The following is a 13,129-nucleotide window of genomic DNA, read 5'->3' as shown; positions in this document are numbered from 1 at the left end:
GCCACAATTCATTTGGCATCGTGAAAAATGATGCCGAGGGTTCTGCGCTCACCGCGATGAAGGCGGCTCAGTCGTGCCGATAGCGGCAACGTGTCCAGTTCCACCAGCACCGCCAGCCTGGGTGATGCAGGAACCGTCGAAATCAGTCGAGAAACTGGACAAGCTGTTTTCGATTTACGGAGAGACCTCATCGCCGACCAAGCAGCCTTGAGGGCGGCGCAGACGTATATCAGGGATGTCTGCCAGCGCCCCTAGGAGGCCCGGGTTTCGCTTTGCCTTTTTGCGGCCAACTCTTTTTGACGGTTCTTCTTATCCAATTGGTAGCCCAACCAGAGTGTGGTGATACCGAAAACAACCAGTAGTGCTATCTGATATATGGGCACTCTTTTCTCCCTGAAAAAATTAGATACGCAGAAGGGTTTGGCTGCATCGTGCAATATTTTTCCGAAGCACTCAGGTGTGTGACGAGTGAACGGCGATTTGATGGTGGGCTGATCAGGGCTTAAAGAAAGAAAGACCTGCGAGCAGGCCATGGTGGCCTGCTGCAGTAACATTCAGGAGTAGCGAGAACTGTAGTGTTTTTTTGTTTTTACAGGTTTTTAGATTGCTGCTCTTTTTGTGTTTTTTTATTGTTTTTAAGGTGCGCTTCGGCAGCTCTCGCAGCGCCATCCCTTATAACTTTCGGATTTCTCAAGCACTGTAATAAAATCACGACCGCCTATACTGTTTTGGCAGTTGTTATGTTTTTCATTTGGTTCTTTCACCCCCTCGCATCGTTTTTTCAGGAAGGGGCTTACCACCGCCTGCTGCTTTGACGAAAGCGCTCTAAAACCCTTGTCTACGGCTAGCTTGGCGTAGCTTTGTACGCTCGGCTTTTCACCTTGAAATGCGTTCTTCGCGATAAGGGCCGAGAAAATCTCTCGCTCGATAGTCATTCGTTAATCCTTTATTCAACCAACAAATTTGCTCATGTTTTTTCTTATACTGAGCAATGCGAAAACATACGTTACCACTAGGCGGGGTTTTATTGAACTGGGTTTCCATCCAGCTATAAAAGGCAAGGCCTCTCGTTTTCGGTTAGTGAATATTGGTTTCTTGGTGTTTAGAATATTTCAAGAGGTCTTTGTTGCAATTTGTTTCTTGTTTGGGAGAGTGAGGAAGTTTCGCTTTGCACTTTAATGAGGTCGTGCGCCGTGGGACGCTTCTGTCTTTCGCGCTAAATTTAAGGATGACGCTACTTCTTATGAGCTTCTATAAAGTTCCGCGATTCCCTATCCCGGGCTGTCGATCAAATTGGCACAACTGGTACTGTGTGCGACGCGTCCTATACTGCCTTGACTAACTAACAGGAGTGCGAAATTCTCTAATCTCCACAGAAGAGGTGGTGCGTTTGCGGCTACCCGGCAAACTCTGCGCTCTTCGCCTGGGTCTCTAGCAGCATTTGGCTGATGCCGAAAACGTCAGCCCGCGCTTTGCGCAGTTGCAGGTTCAGCTCCTGGATCTCGTTCTCCAAAAGTCTGCCGTGCTGGCGGTACATTTCCAGGGGCGTAGGGCATCCAAGCCACGCAGAGGTGTCTTCGTCGATAGGGTGCATGGTGAGGTAATCCGATTGCTGTATGTTCGTACAGTAATCGAGGTTTAGGCATGATGCGATTTGAGGCGACGAGCTGTAGCGGATTTTGGGTTGGTGTTCGGTCGGCAGGACGCCGGTGGAGTGGAATTGCGGTGCAGTGTATTAAATTGCGGAGCACAAAAGATAAGGGCCTGCATGAAATTCATCATGCAAGCCCTTGATATCTATGGTGCCGAAGCCGGGGTCGAACATGCCATCTACAGGCCACGTAAATGAAGGATTCGCTATAAAAAAATAATTGAAAGTATCCTGTAGGGTATCCCCAAGCATTTTTTCATCCACGCTTTTCGCCCCTAATTGAAGCACCACTCGACCGTCTGCTTCACCAGGGTTTGCAAATCGGGCATTTGCACCGACTTGACCGCCGACTTGCATTCAGTTTGACCAGTTGTTCACATCGGACTTGGCCAGCACGCTGTGTGTCCTTGACTGGCAGAAGTCGGCCAAAAGCAGACAGTCGGATTTTGTTTAGAAAGTCAGGGGCGATTCATTTAGCTAAAGTGTCGCGAGCCAGGGGCGGCGCGTGATAGCTAGATTATTTGCAGAGACTTGAACAACCCCCTGTGTAATACCAATGGCTCTTTCCTGTTAAAGTTTGCTTCTGGCGTTACGTATCTGAATACGTGAGTGTTTTTCTGCTTTGGCTGGTTTCCAATCACTGAGAAATTGAAAAGAATGCTGAGTATGAAATCGGCATTTCTATCTTGGATATCTCCACTCTTTAAGGCTTCCTCATGTGCCAACTCAAACTCAGAAATCTGAAGAGTTTGCTTTCTAACTATTGAAAAGAGATTAAGGATGGCCTTGATTTGAGGTAAAATTCCACCTATTTCATCTTCAAGCTCGCTACGCAGATAGTTAGAGAAATACTTATCTACACGAGTAACTATCGCTGGAGTTATCCTCGGGATTCTCTCCAGCATGGCTTGCTCGGCACAAGCTTGAATAAAGTGAATATAGTCACGAGGCCTGAGCTGCGTACTTCGAGTAATATATTCAAAGATGCTCATTTTCTTTTCTTGCTGATGCCCGTATTTAACAGGTGAAGTTAAAAACAGCATTCGCCAAGCGTGGTTAAAAGACAAAATATTTTTTGTCTGAGAGTCAGCTTTCGATATCCGAAAGGCTATTAAGTCTTTAATTGATCGCTCATCCCACGTTAGTGTTACCTTAAGGTCCCTCCATTTGTTTCTATCATTGTCAGTTAATATTTCATATATATCATCCCGTAAAAATACCACAGGAAAAAGTTTGTGCCCCCCCCCAAATACGGAGCGTACATCCTGGGCGGCCTTGAATAAGCTTGTCAATAGATCCGTATAGCTTTTTGATTTTTCAGTATCCATTATATTTCTATAATCTTCGTCAAGCTCATCGAAGACAATCAAATATTCAGAGGTATCCAAGTGCTTCAATAGCAGATCTTCCAGAGTCTCAACGCGCTCTATCCAAGACGTCTCATTTTTCTGGAGATTACTTGCCCCGACTGCCTCGATACCAGTACCCAATATTGATATTTTGAAACCGCCACTCACCCAGCGCTTGATGCTACGAGGCAGTGATTGCTCAATGTCGCCCTCATATACAGCCTTTAATTTCTCTCGCACGGAATAATCTATAGCCTCGTTGGTAATCATCAGCTTTGCAACTGAGCTATAAATCAAATATTTCCAAAGAGTAATATATTGGTTTGGCGTGGTGAAGCTGTCATTGCTTAAAGTGTAAAGATCTTGGAAAGGAAAATTTTTAAACGATAGTTTCTTTGCAAATCGAGAGTGTTTATTTTCTTTTACGATATGCTCGGTGATTGCAGTCTTACCTGTTCCTTTCCTACCAATCACGAAAGATTTTTCACCAGATGTGATTTTATCAACAATATCGATATGAAAAAAGTATCTAGTCGTGTCTTCCAGCTTCGCTTCCAACTTCCATTTAGATACTTCTTTTAATAACTCTACACTCATCTTCATCTCTCCCTGAATTTGGTCAAAATGCTAGCACACGCTCTCATCTTCACAAACTATTTCAGCTAGGGATTCGTGGTTGACTTATCAGACAGATACGTTAGTCCGCTTCTGCGCCGACTTCTGCCCTTTGTGAACGGCAGTTTCGAGTCGACTTCTGCCGGTCAAAGACACACAGCGTGCTGGTCAAATCCGATGCGAACGTCTACTCAGCGGCAATGCAAACGTGTGGTCATGTGGAATGCAAATATGCACAAATCAGGGCTCCAGGCCAAAAACTGAATTGACGTTGACGCTCCCGTGAGGGAAGCAAGTCAGTCACTGATTGCGCTTTCGGAAAAGCCGCCCCTACTAAGGCGGCTTTTTTTATAGGCCACGAAAAACGACAAACCCCGCTCTTGGCGGGGTTTGTCGTTTGCGGGCTTTCAGAACGGTGCGTCAGGGAGGGATACACAGAACCAAGCAGGTCGATAGCAGTATCAACAGAGGCTGATTACGTCAGCAACCGAACGGTAGCACCGGGCACGGCCAAATACACCTGCCATTATGACCGATAGGACCGGATAGGAAAAACACCCTAGGGCCAATGCAAAAACGCCCGGTCGCGCACTTGCCGGGCCAGACGCTCACAGGTTTAAACGCTACCGACCAAGAGCAACCCCCAACAGAGAAGCCCCTCATAGCGCACATCCCTCATTAGGGTGCCAGCATGGGGCAAACGCCAATAACCACACAATGCCGCGCCCTGGAAGCCCTTGCCCAGCAAAAAACTGGTGGAGAATAAAAAACCTCATGAAAAAGCACTTATCCCCCTCCCGCCGACGCACCTTGCGTGTTTTTTTTGTGAAAAACTTTTGGTTGCGCAATCAATACTCCAGCCCAGGCGGGCCGTGGGGCTTCGCAGACAATGGCCCATTTCATTTTGTGCAAGGTTTTGAAAAAAAGTGCAAGGAAATTGCAACGACTGCGGCGGGCCTGGCGGGGTGTTTCAAACCGGCAAAGCCAGCGCACATAGGGGGTTGGCCGGATTTTTAAAAAGTGAATCGCTCGCGTCTTTTGTGCACACTGGCAAATGACTCACAGCCATTGAAAACCCTGGAGGCCATACGCGACGTGGCTTGCAGTCCATTTCATAGGTTTTTTGCAATTTCATTATTTGTCGCGCTTCCGCCACTCGGTGCGCGGGTCAAAAACAGCCAGACAGAAGAAAGCCGCACGGTGGCGGCTTCTAAAAAGTACGGCAACTGCCACTGGCTTGCGGGGCTTATGCCTTGCGTGCCTGCCTGAGCCTCATCAGGTCGCCGGGTGTGTCTACCAACACCTCTCTCTGGACGGTACTCGGCATCACAGCCAAGGCGGGGGCCTGTATGTCATGTTCGGCGCCGTCAAACAGCTTTTGGACCTCCAGGCCGAACGTTCGCCAGGTGAGTTCCTGGGTTTTCGCCTGCCTTTCGCGTTGACCGTTGCAGCTCGACAACACTCCATCATGTTCATCAATGCTCTTGAGGAACAGCGCCCGAGACAAGGCAAACAACTCTAAAAGAGTCTCACGGACGCCTTCGCGTGCAAGTGCATTTGACAGCAGGGTCTGTTGATACGCTTTGTTGATCGTGCCAGGGACATGCACCAGTTTCATTCGGGCTTCTGCCAGTTGAATCACTACCGCCCCTTGGACGCCGCTTCGCGCTTCGGCGGTGAGGCGCAATGCCTGGGCTTCCTTTCTGAGCTGTGCGCTACGCTCGATTTCCTCATTGATCTTGCCTTGGTCAATGGTGGCGGATTGCGCCATAGCCTTCCAAGAGGCGTCTGTGCGGTCGGCCCGTCCCTCAAGGGTTGATGCCTGCTGCTTGAGCCGCTGTTCTTCTTGCATTAGATCGGTGAGCCGATCCTGTAAACCCGTGTAAACGCCAAGGTCTTGCTCGAAACGGGTCAACTGTTCCAGAAGTTCCGGGCCTAAATCGTCGCGGTCAATGGTGGTGAGCAGCATGGTGTTCCCTTTGAAAATTCATGTGTCGATGTTCGCGGATCGGTGAGGCTTACCCTTCCAACTCGATGTTTTCCGCCATGGCAAGTTTCTCAAGCTGCTCAATCACATAGCCTTCATTGCGGCTGTTGTAATCCTCGACCCGTGAGCGTTTCGGGTTCTCGATCATGTGACGCCGCCAGCTTGAAGCCTGGTAGTAAATCGACAGGTTTTCCCAACTGGTGACCAGCACGGCGTTGTCAGGGAAGAACGGCACGCTAAAGGCGGGCAGCCCTCCATAGGTGGCGATGACCTGAGCGCTCTCGATCCGCTCTTTCTCGGTTGGGGTATCGCCTTGTTTGGCGTACAGCTTCGCCTTGTCAGCGGCCAGCAGGTCACCGCCGATGATTGCAATCAGATCACCCGCGTCACGAAACACTAGGTCGATCATCTGCTTAACATCATGAACCAAGGCGTCGAGGTTGGCATAGTCGCCTCCCACGCCAAGCCTGATTTTTCCGGCGGTGGTGCCTTCTTTGAGTACCTGCGCGGGTATCTGCTCACGGGCCTGCTGGAGCCACCCTTTGTTCACGTCCTGGAGCATTGGATAGGCCGTGATATCAGTTTGCGGTGCCGCGTGAGTGCCATGGAATCCGACCAACATACGGTCGAGGGCAATCTGTTTTTGCACCGAACCTGTGTATCGGTCTTGGAAGTCCGGGAACTTGGCCCATGCGTCGATTTTGGCATACGGCAATGCAACGTCTGACTCAGTTGACGCCAGTTCGTAGGATGCGTTTTCCAGGCTGGAAAAGTCCTTGGCCTCACGCTCTGTAGTCTTGGTGTTGGTGCGGCTTGTGACTGGGCTAGATACGCCAAGAAAAACCTTGTCGCCTTTGATTTCGCTGACCGGCACCAAGTTGATGCGCTCTAGAAAATCGGCCTTCGCGGCAATTTTTTCATTGAGTTCCTGAGCAACAGACGGATCGACCGCAAAGGTACGGGTGACAGTGTCGGTGTTGTAGGTTTCGGCAATATCGTCTTGCAAGTGCAGGTACTTGGCATGGGCGCTAGAACTGAGGCTTCTGCTCACAAATGCTTCCTTTCGTCGTGGTGGACGGTCGATTGATTGGGTGGTGTTTCTGCCGAAAGCCAATGGCGTTTAGCGGGCAGAGGATTCAAAGATGCGGGGCCAGGCTAAAGCACATGTCGGCCTGGCTTGGGTTTTTGGGCCATGCTTCGCCGCTCTCTAATGGCGTTTACGTGGAGGCTTAACTCCCTAGTCACACGCTTGAGGCTGGCTGCCAATTGCTTGCTGCGAATCGTTGAGCGAAGCGGCATTGACGCGGTGCGATAGGACGTCTTGTGGGTCCGTTTGGAAAAGTACAGTTCCTGCGTGCCAAGGCTGGCAGGCTCGTCAGTGACGGCCAGGCCGGTCATATACGCTCGACCCGAATTCGCAAAGTTCGGCGTGATTTCCACACTGGAAAACAGCCTTTCCCCAGCGCTGTTTAACTGGAGCAATCGGGCGTTGGGTTTCATCTGTACTTCTAATGCCACCTGGCCCTTTGCAAATGCGGGATCGTCGTCAATCAGTCGCGTCGCAAAGATGGTCCCGTGGGCACCATTGCAGCGCTGGTGTTCAACCCAAATCACAGCCGTGTACGTCGATGGTTTGTAGGTTTCTGCGCAGTCGCGCAGTTCCTGCGGTGTGATTTCTCGGCCATCGGCAGTCGGGCCGCTGGTGGCGACACGCTTCCAAGAAGAAACAAGTGATCGGGGCATTAGGTGCATCCCTGGGCGTTGGTGGTGTGGGTAACGATTGCGTTTGGCGCGCCTATCTAAAACCGCCTAAAACACTACATGTAGTGCTATAAAGGAAATTATGACACGATATGTAGTGCTTCAAGAAAAGAATGAAGGAGTGGTGAGTGCGGATCTATTGCAGCAAATGCAACTCAAAAGCGGTCGCCTCTGAGCATGAGGAGGTGTCGCTTGGGTCGAGCAAGTTTTATTGCCAGTGCCTCAACGTCAAAGAGTGCGGCCACCGCTTTGTCATGAGCCTGGTGTTTTCCCACACGCTGACACCGGCTGCCGCAACAGTTGAGCCGATTTTGCTTGAGCAGCCGCGAGAGCTGCCGCCAAGGGTTTATTGCAATAAATGCGGGTCGAAGGCGGTAATAACCTCGCGAGATGGGGTGTCCGCCGAGTTCGCAAAACTCTACTGTTCGTGTCTGAACAAGGATTGCGGCCACCGCTTCGTAACCACTCTGGCTTTCTCCCATGCCCTAGTGTCGGTATCAACACCGATGGATCGTATGCTGTTTGATCACCTACGCGGGCTCCCACGTCAACAGCGGCGGGAAATGTTCGAACAGCTTGGAATGTCCTCGGCATAAGGGGATAGCTCAAACAACAGGTGCGCGAAATACTCGCCCAACTCGCCATGTCGAGGTGAGAGATCAATGCACTACAAAACAGAATATGTTCCTGTGGTTTCAAAAAGCTGGGGAACATGGGGAACCTGGGGAACAAAGGCTCTAGCGCGGCACTTACAGAGATTTACAAAGGTGGGGAACTGTTCCCCAAGTTCCCCAAAAGCGGCCCAGTTGGGCTGCTTTTTGGTAAAAAAGTGTCATGCCGGTTGGCCGTAGCGCCGTCACGATTTCGGCGGTTGGAATTGTTCATACAGCGCTTCGTATCGATCGCGAATGACTGACCCAGCATTGCAATGAACCGGGCTGCGCAGTCGATGGGCAATGCACGTATGACACGTTCGCAGATGGGCCAGGTATTCGTCATGGGCTGCAACCCAATCAGGCATCGGACCATCAGCCGGACCAGACTCCAGCACAGCCAACGGGGCATCACATGCAGGCTCTGGCGGCGTCCAGCCGCTTGCACGGATCAGCTCAGCGGCCAGGTGAGGCGCGACCTCTGAGCATTCCGTCGCGTCCCCGGTTGTGACCCGGCCCGAAGACACCAGATGTTCAGGCGAACACCCCAGCAGCCAGGCCACGCGGTCAATCCATCGTTCCGGCTGCATCGCTGCAAACGGTACGCCGCTCGCGGCCAGGCCCATCAGAACCCGGCCAGCCTCCCCAGCGGTTAATAAGCGGTCTGCGCACGGCACCGGCACCACTCGATCAAGCATCGGCCCATAGCGCTCTCTGGCAATCGTTCGGACATGTTCTAGGCTTGCATCAGGGGCAAAGGTCATTTGCACCGTGTGCCCACCCCTGAGAGCCACCAGCCATAGCCAGCACCTCACGTTGTGTTCCTTATCGGCAGTAGAGGCCATGCGCTCAAACAAGCCAGCAAGTACGCCCATTGCGTCACCTCGCTCTGTTCGGGTTGAAAAAGCCGAGGCCTGAAAATGTAGACCCCGGCGCTAAGGTCCAGGGAATGCGGGACTTTCCTTGGTTGGCTCTGGCGCTCTTATATTCACAAAGTGGTGTGTGTTCCCCATGTTCCCACTTTTTTTATAGAGGGTGAGTGCCCGAAAGCACCGTTCTAGAGCCGTTGCGCCTTATGTTCCCCATGTTCCCCAGGTGTTCCCCAATCATTTTTCTGAATAATTGGCCTAAGAAGTCCGGTTTAGAGCCTTTGTTCCCCTTGTTCCCCACGTTCCCCAAGGTTTTAGGTTCCTGTAGAAATAGGGGTTTATTGGCAGATATAGGCGCTTATTGCTCGATAGCGCTATAACTGCGAACGCCATCAATTTCCATGGCTTCCGGGTCCAGAACGTACAGACCAGTACTTCCACCACCGGGCAAGCGACACCGCTTAGTGTTCCTGATCCTGTCCTTTTCATGGTCGCGCTTTGTTATTGCCTTCACCCCGTCCAGCGCGAGAACCACCCGGGCCAATCCATGCCCGTGAGTCGCTTCGGCCAATCCGGTTCGGCTGAACAAGTACAGTCGTTTCCCGCAATCTAGAACCTCCCAATATCCGGCGCGGTTGAAGACTTTAATGTCTTCGCTGCTGCCGTGAATGTCCGAAAAACGGCTACTGCCGTGCCGGTCGATAAAGTCCAAAATACCCGTCAATATTTGGCGGTCCTCGGCGTTGCCACCCCCGACTTTATCCAGCCATTCGCCGTAAAGCAGTTGGCAGTCCTGCAAGGCGCTGCCTTCGGCCCAGGGCAGTAGCCCATAAGCGATTGCCATTTCTCCGGCCAGTGCTATCACCGCGAATCGGTCAGCCACCCGGCCAGCTTGGGCGCTGTCAGCAACGAACAATGTTCGCACCCGTGCAAAGTCCTCGAGCAGACCCGGCATGTCGTCACCGGCGATCAAACGCTCGACAAATACCGGCCCCAAATGACCGTGGTGAGTGTTGGCCGCGACGGACAGCAGCCGATGGAAGTTGGCCCCTTCAAACCCGTGCAGGTTGTCGAAAGCCCGGTGTGGTCGGGTGCCCGCATTTACATCAACCATGCGCAGTTCGGCCCCGGCATGCGCTGAGTTCCCCGATATAGCCGCATGCTCTGACAGTGAGCGCTCGCCGCTGGAGAGGGTCAGCAGCCGCCAACTGAGCTTGGCCCGTCCTTCACGCTCCCGCGTCATGGTGCCTTTACCCTGGCCGTTCGCCAGTGAATAGGCCATTTCCTGCACGCGCTTGGGGTCTGCTCGTTTGATTTCGTCAAGGGTCAGCACCGTGTCATTGCGACTCGACGCTTCGATTTCCAAGCCGCCTTTACTCACGTCCCAACTGGCCGAAAACACGCCAGGATCACCCCATACGGACGCAGCGATAAGTTGGGCCAGGGACTTGCCGCTGGAGCTATCTCCCACCAGATGAACGCCGCCGCCCAGCACACCCACCAGACTCAACAAAGGCCCTGCCAAGGCGCACCCGATAGCCAAGGTCAGCACCGGATTACCTGCGCAGCGCTCGGCAATGTTGGCTTGCCATCCGGCCAAATCACCCTTCACGCAAAACAGCACCTGCCCACCGCCTGCCGCCTGGAATCTAACGCTGTCGCTGCCGATGGTCCGGGACGGCAAAACAAAGGCCCCTGACTCATGCCAGCCAGTGCGCCGGGTGGTGGTGATTTCAGCGTCGGGGGCCTGGTCCAATAGATATTCCATAAACGCGCCGCGCTTCTTCAACCCGATCACCGCGCCCATGTTGAACAGGGACCGGCGCGCGTCTTCACCGCTGCCGCCGAAGACTTCCATAGGGACGATCCATTCCCGAATTCCCCGTGGTGTCACCAGCCGCAACAGCCTGCCGCAAGTGTCGTCGTCGCTGTTGACGGTGCGAGCCGTCACCGTGACGGGAGTGGCTATCCAGTTGTCAAAAATGTGGCTCGCTCCCTCGCTGTCGCCGTTGTCACTATCGTCGTCTCCCACCGAACTCTTGAGGCCGTGCCAATAAACCCCAGGTCGCAGCTTTCGGCCACGCTCATTCGTGACCCACTGTTCGTACACACCCCAGCACGGGCGCTCTGGATCAATTCTTGGGGGCTGTGGCTCAACGTATTTCGTCTTACGTGTCCGTGGCTTGCGGGGTTGTTCGGTGCCATCGGTTGACCCTGCTGCACCACCAAGGTCGATGGTTCCGTTAACCTGCGGTGTTGATTCTTCTGATGAATTAACCGTCGGCTTATTTTTCCTGGCCTTTGCGATAGCCTGCGGCTTATTTGTAGTCGGTGCTTCAAACTTTGCTGTGAGACTCTGCGGCTCCCCGATTGGCTGCTTAGAATCCATTGGAAGCCTCCCAGCAATGCAGGTCGTTGAAGTCCGAAAGCTCGACCGGCGCGTCACTCGGCCACTCTGGAAAGATCAACATGGACCCGCTCGCCAGGGCTGCCGCATTGGCGGCTGTGCGCCCTGGATTGCCATCTGTACGGCGGTCATCGTCACCGGCAATCACCATGCCCAGGTTGAGGCCGTAGTGCCCACGCAATGCCAGTGCTACGGAGCGCAAATTGCCTGCATTCATGGCACACGCCACGCTATCAACGTCGCCATATTGCTCAAGCAAAGTTGCTCCAGTGGCGAAGCCTTCGCATAGATGCACCCGCTTGCCAGCCTGGATACCCCCAAGGAGGCAAAACGCGCTACGCACCTGACCACCGGACAAAAACAGTTTCGTACCGCCCGCCGTGACGCGCTGAATATTGACCAGTTCGCCGGTCACGTTGCGCAAGGGGATCAGCAGCTCTGTACCAGTTTGGCGAATGCCGTGGGGCTGAATGCGCTTTCGCTCAAGGTAGGGGTGCCGTGGGTCTGCCGGGTCACCGGATTGCCATAAACGCCTTGCATAAATGGCGGCGGCTTCCTGCTTTTGTCGCTTCACCATGGCTTCCATGGCCGTGCGTTGCTCTGCCGCAAGTGTTGCAGCGGCCAAGCGTTTGCGTTGCGCTTCTGCGCGTCCAGGATCGACGGGGCAACCCTCCAGGGCCTCAAGGTGAAAACCAAAACGGCGGGCCAGGTCGCGTGCAGCTTCGGTCTGCCGCACACCCCAAATGTACGCGGCAAGTGAAACCAGATCACAGCCCCCGTCACCGCACGCGAAGTCGTGCCACCGGCCATCAGCGAGAGACACTGAAAAGCTCCCCGCGTCACGGTCTGCCCGCGTCGGATTGCGTGCCCACCATTCGCCGCCCTTGGTGGTGTTCTTGAGCGTGCCATCCGGTAAAAGATCAGGCACAAGACTGTTGGAGTACTGCAATGCCACCATGGATACGGTGCGTATTGCGTCGATGGCTCGTTGAGTAGTCACGCGGCCACCTCCCCGGACTCCAAGGCGCGGACGATTTGCATATGGGCGTTGTAGCGTTTGAGGCGGACGGACAGGGATGAGTTTGCGTGTAGAGCGGCGAGAGCCATTGCACGGTGTGCAGCGGCGCGAGATTTGGACGGATTGAGGCTGAGGATACGACGCTTGGTCATGGGTGTAGCTCCTATTGTTGAGGAACTACCACCGTTCGCGGTCAAACGAATTAGGGTGGTAGCTGTACGCGGGTTGACCGACCGGGACAATAGGAACCCGGCATACCCGAAGGTATCCCACGCACAGCCACCATAAAACGAAAGTGCAGACGAAAAAAAAGCGCCTGCTTTCGGGACATGGACGCTTGTGCGTCTATTGTTGGTCGGGCGGTCAAACCCGGTCGCTGAATTTGCAGCGACGGCGGCACTGTAACGGCAGTTTTTGCGATTGGCAATAGGGCTCATTCGTCAGCACTCCCCGAAACCTTGTCGTCAATCCATGCCTGAATGTGTGTCGCGGGCCAGGCTACCGAGTTCGCACCAAGGCGCACCGGGGCTGGAAACTCTCCGGCGCGGGCCAGTCGATAGACTTGGGTTTTGCTCAGTCCAACAAGCTGGAGTACGGCAGGAAGTCGCAGCAAAGCCGTGGCTTGGGATTGAGTTTTTTGCGTGGTCATTCGTATTGCGTCCTTGAGCAAATGATTGAATGACCGAATGTGACTGGTTTGGTGTGACGAATAAAAATCCAATGTATTCAGTGCGTTACAGAACATTACTGAACGATTAGTTGTTGGCTCATTGCCCGTAAGCGCGAAGTGCCTTGGCGAACACGGGAAGGTCGTCATGC

At 53.3% G+C, this 13,129-nt stretch carries 11 protein-coding genes and 2 pseudogenes; 2 read left to right on the top strand and 11 right to left on the bottom strand.

Annotated features, from left to right (window positions below; all coding sequences use genetic code 11):
• The first annotated feature begins 73 nt into the window (after positions 1–73).
• A complete protein-coding gene (gene rz1, locus KZH41_RS30475) occupies positions 74–211 on the top strand; it encodes a lysis system o-spanin lipoprotein Rz1 (protein ID WP_406980157.1) in 138 nt (45 codons plus the stop codon).
• A 424-nt stretch (positions 212–635) separates the two neighbouring features.
• Here the strand turns inward: rz1 and KZH41_RS16225 are convergent, their stop codons facing one another.
• The 7 genes and pseudogenes from KZH41_RS16225 to KZH41_RS16195 form a co-directional block, all read right to left on the bottom strand.
• Entirely contained in the window at positions 636–935 is a 300-nt protein-coding gene (locus KZH41_RS16225; protein WP_242149633.1) for a hypothetical protein, read from the bottom strand.
• A 464-nt stretch (positions 936–1,399) separates the two neighbouring features.
• A pseudogene (locus tag KZH41_RS16220) lies at positions 1,400–1,594 on the bottom strand (hypothetical protein); the annotation flags it as partial.
• 141 nt (positions 1,595–1,735) lie between these two features.
• A complete protein-coding gene (locus tag KZH41_RS16215; RefSeq protein WP_263273054.1) occupies positions 1,736–2,008 on the bottom strand; it encodes a hypothetical protein in 273 nt (90 codons plus the stop codon).
• Between the two features lie 155 nt (positions 2,009–2,163).
• On the bottom strand, positions 2,164–3,597 hold the full coding sequence (locus KZH41_RS16210; RefSeq protein ID WP_263273052.1) for a P-loop ATPase, Sll1717 family: 1,434 nt from the start codon (positions 3,595–3,597) through the stop codon (positions 2,164–2,166).
• Positions 3,598–4,861: 1,264 nt separating this feature from the next.
• The gene (locus KZH41_RS16205; protein ID WP_263273050.1) at positions 4,862–5,584 is read right to left on the bottom strand and encodes a hypothetical protein; all 723 of its coding nucleotides are present in this window, start codon (positions 5,582–5,584) and stop codon (positions 4,862–4,864) included.
• Positions 5,585–5,633: 49 nt separating this feature from the next.
• Entirely contained in the window at positions 5,634–6,653 is a 1,020-nt protein-coding gene (locus KZH41_RS16200) for a phage major capsid protein, P2 family (RefSeq protein WP_263273048.1), read from the bottom strand.
• A 239-nt stretch (positions 6,654–6,892) separates the two neighbouring features.
• Positions 6,893–7,345 (bottom strand): annotated as a pseudogene (locus KZH41_RS16195) (GPO family capsid scaffolding protein); the annotation flags it as partial.
• 146 nt (positions 7,346–7,491) lie between these two features.
• Here KZH41_RS16195 and KZH41_RS16190 point away from each other — a divergent pair.
• Positions 7,492–7,959, top strand: coding sequence for an ogr/Delta-like zinc finger family protein (locus KZH41_RS16190; RefSeq protein ID WP_263273046.1), 468 nt, complete (start codon positions 7,492–7,494; stop codon positions 7,957–7,959).
• A gap of 1,284 nt (positions 7,960–9,243) precedes the next feature.
• Here the strand turns inward: KZH41_RS16190 and KZH41_RS16185 are convergent.
• The 4 genes from KZH41_RS16185 to KZH41_RS16170 form a co-directional block, all read right to left on the bottom strand.
• Positions 9,244–11,274, bottom strand: a complete 2,031-nt coding sequence (locus KZH41_RS16185) for a DUF927 domain-containing protein (protein ID WP_263273045.1) — start codon at positions 11,272–11,274, stop codon at positions 9,244–9,246.
• Positions 11,264–12,292: a toprim domain-containing protein gene (locus KZH41_RS16180; RefSeq protein WP_263273044.1), complete on the bottom strand. Its 1,029-nt coding sequence runs from the start codon at positions 12,290–12,292 to the stop codon at positions 11,264–11,266. The genes KZH41_RS16185 and KZH41_RS16180 overlap by 11 nt, the downstream gene beginning before the upstream one ends.
• Positions 12,289–12,462, bottom strand: coding sequence for a hypothetical protein (locus tag KZH41_RS16175; protein WP_263275144.1), 174 nt, complete (start codon positions 12,460–12,462; stop codon positions 12,289–12,291). Before KZH41_RS16175 ends, KZH41_RS16180 begins: the two co-directional genes overlap by 4 nt.
• A gap of 281 nt (positions 12,463–12,743) precedes the next feature.
• Positions 12,744–12,959, bottom strand: coding sequence for a helix-turn-helix transcriptional regulator (locus KZH41_RS16170; RefSeq protein WP_263273042.1), 216 nt, complete (start codon positions 12,957–12,959; stop codon positions 12,744–12,746).
• Between the last annotated feature and the right edge of the window lie 170 nt (positions 12,960–13,129).

Origin of the sequence: Pseudomonas sp. YeP6b, from assembly GCF_025642995.1 — a bacterium.
In the GTDB taxonomy this organism is placed as follows: Bacteria; Pseudomonadota; Gammaproteobacteria; order Pseudomonadales; family Pseudomonadaceae; genus Aquipseudomonas.
This window is presented reverse-complemented; position numbering and strand designations above follow the sequence as displayed.

Coding starts and splice junctions, on each gene's coding strand:
- KZH41_RS16175 (WP_263275144.1), bottom strand. CDS start 12,462: ATGACCAAGCGTCGTATCCTCAGCCTCAATCCGTCCAAATCTCGCGCC.
- KZH41_RS16170 (WP_263273042.1), bottom strand. CDS start 12,959: ATGACCACGCAAAAAACTCAATCCCAAGCCACGGCTTTGCTGCGACTT.
- KZH41_RS16210 (WP_263273052.1), bottom strand. CDS start 3,597: ATGAGTGTAGAGTTATTAAAAGAAGTATCTAAATGGAAGTTGGAAGCG.
- KZH41_RS16185 (WP_263273045.1), bottom strand. CDS start 11,274: ATGGATTCTAAGCAGCCAATCGGGGAGCCGCAGAGTCTCACAGCAAAG.
- KZH41_RS16215 (WP_263273054.1), bottom strand. CDS start 2,008: ATGCAAGTCGGCGGTCAAGTCGGTGCAAATGCCCGATTTGCAAACCCT.
- KZH41_RS16225 (WP_242149633.1), bottom strand. CDS start 935: ATGACTATCGAGCGAGAGATTTTCTCGGCCCTTATCGCGAAGAACGCA.
- KZH41_RS16205 (WP_263273050.1), bottom strand. CDS start 5,584: ATGCTGCTCACCACCATTGACCGCGACGATTTAGGCCCGGAACTTCTG.